Origin of the sequence: Desulfobulbus alkaliphilus (genome assembly GCF_016918545.1) — a bacterium.
Lineage (GTDB): Bacteria > Desulfobacterota > Desulfobulbia > Desulfobulbales > Desulfobulbaceae > Desulfobulbus > Desulfobulbus alkaliphilus.
In genome coordinates this window covers 1-1,149 of record NZ_JAFFQC010000095.1, presented here as the reverse complement: position 1 = coordinate 1,149, position 1,149 = coordinate 1, and the positions used below count along the sequence as shown (strand labels likewise).

The following is a 1,149-nucleotide window of genomic DNA, read 5'->3' as shown; positions in this document are numbered from 1 at the left end:
GAACACCCCCATCGTCCAGCCAAGACAATTGCAGAGACGAAGCCCAAATGCTTAGGGAGCAAAGCCCCACTGTGGCAAACGATTATTCAAACAGAAAGTTCCGTGGTAGAGAGAAGTTTCATATAAAACACGTCCAACCTAATTCTATGCACATGTGCTTAAGAAGCTATACACATGTGCATAGCGCGTGTATGGCATGCTTGCCCCCATCAGTGCAATATTGGGGTTTATGACGAGGGCCATCCTGAATTCTCTGGAACGTTCTCTGATTTAAAGGCCGCTGTTGAGAACGGTTGGGAATATATCGTTGAAAGCACCGAGATTGGAGTGACGTTGGCCTCTACGCGCCATAAGGCCAGAGTTGTTATTCGCCCCGGTATATCTCCTGCACCTTGGGCGGTACAGTGCCAGCTGTTTTGTTGCACATCGAATTGGCCCGTTCAACTCAATGAATTGAAACACCTGACGGAGCTTTTTCGGCTCTTGATATCCAACAACTCGCTCTTTTACTCCGCAGAATGGCGGAATTGGCACTCTAGCAATGATATTGCCCCATCTAATAAGATGATCAGGTACCTTTCAAGGAGATTCTCTGTGCCCCCATTGACACCTCAGCTTGGATTATTCGACCCGCAAGTCGTTCGGTCGGCCAAGCTACAGAGAATCACTGAATGGCCGGAACAGCTGCGGTTTCCGATAAATTTCGACAAGAATAAAGTTGAAGATACTGTTCTCAACGATATTCGTTTAAGCACCTCCCCCCTTATTATTACCGGTTTTACCTCCCTCGATTATTTGATCGATTTTGTCGCAGAGTTGGACGCTGAACAGCCCTACTTCCTGGCATAGACGCAAATTCTCCCGCGCAAGTTCATCTGAGGGGTCCATGGCAACCGCCCTCAACAAGATTTCTTCAGCCTCCTCAAGCCGCCCCATTTCGAACAGAGACCATCCAAGATCGTTGGTAAGATCCTGCCGATCAGGTTCAAGATTCAGTGCCCTCTGCGACACGTCCAAGGCTTGGTCGTACAGCCCTTGATGGCCAGCACAACAACCCACCCCCTGGTAAAAAACGACCCGTCCGGGAAACATCTCAAGCGCTGCCTGGTAAAGCTCCAGGCCTTCCGCGTACCTTTTCTGTTGAATCAA

General features: G+C 49.2%; 1 protein-coding gene. It reads right to left on the bottom strand.

Going from position 1 to position 1,149, the window contains the following annotated elements:
* Positions 1-747: 747 nt before the first annotated feature.
* Positions 748-1,149: tetratricopeptide repeat protein (locus JWG43_RS17505; RefSeq protein ID WP_205244241.1), on the bottom strand; the 402-nt coding region annotated here is incomplete at its 5' end.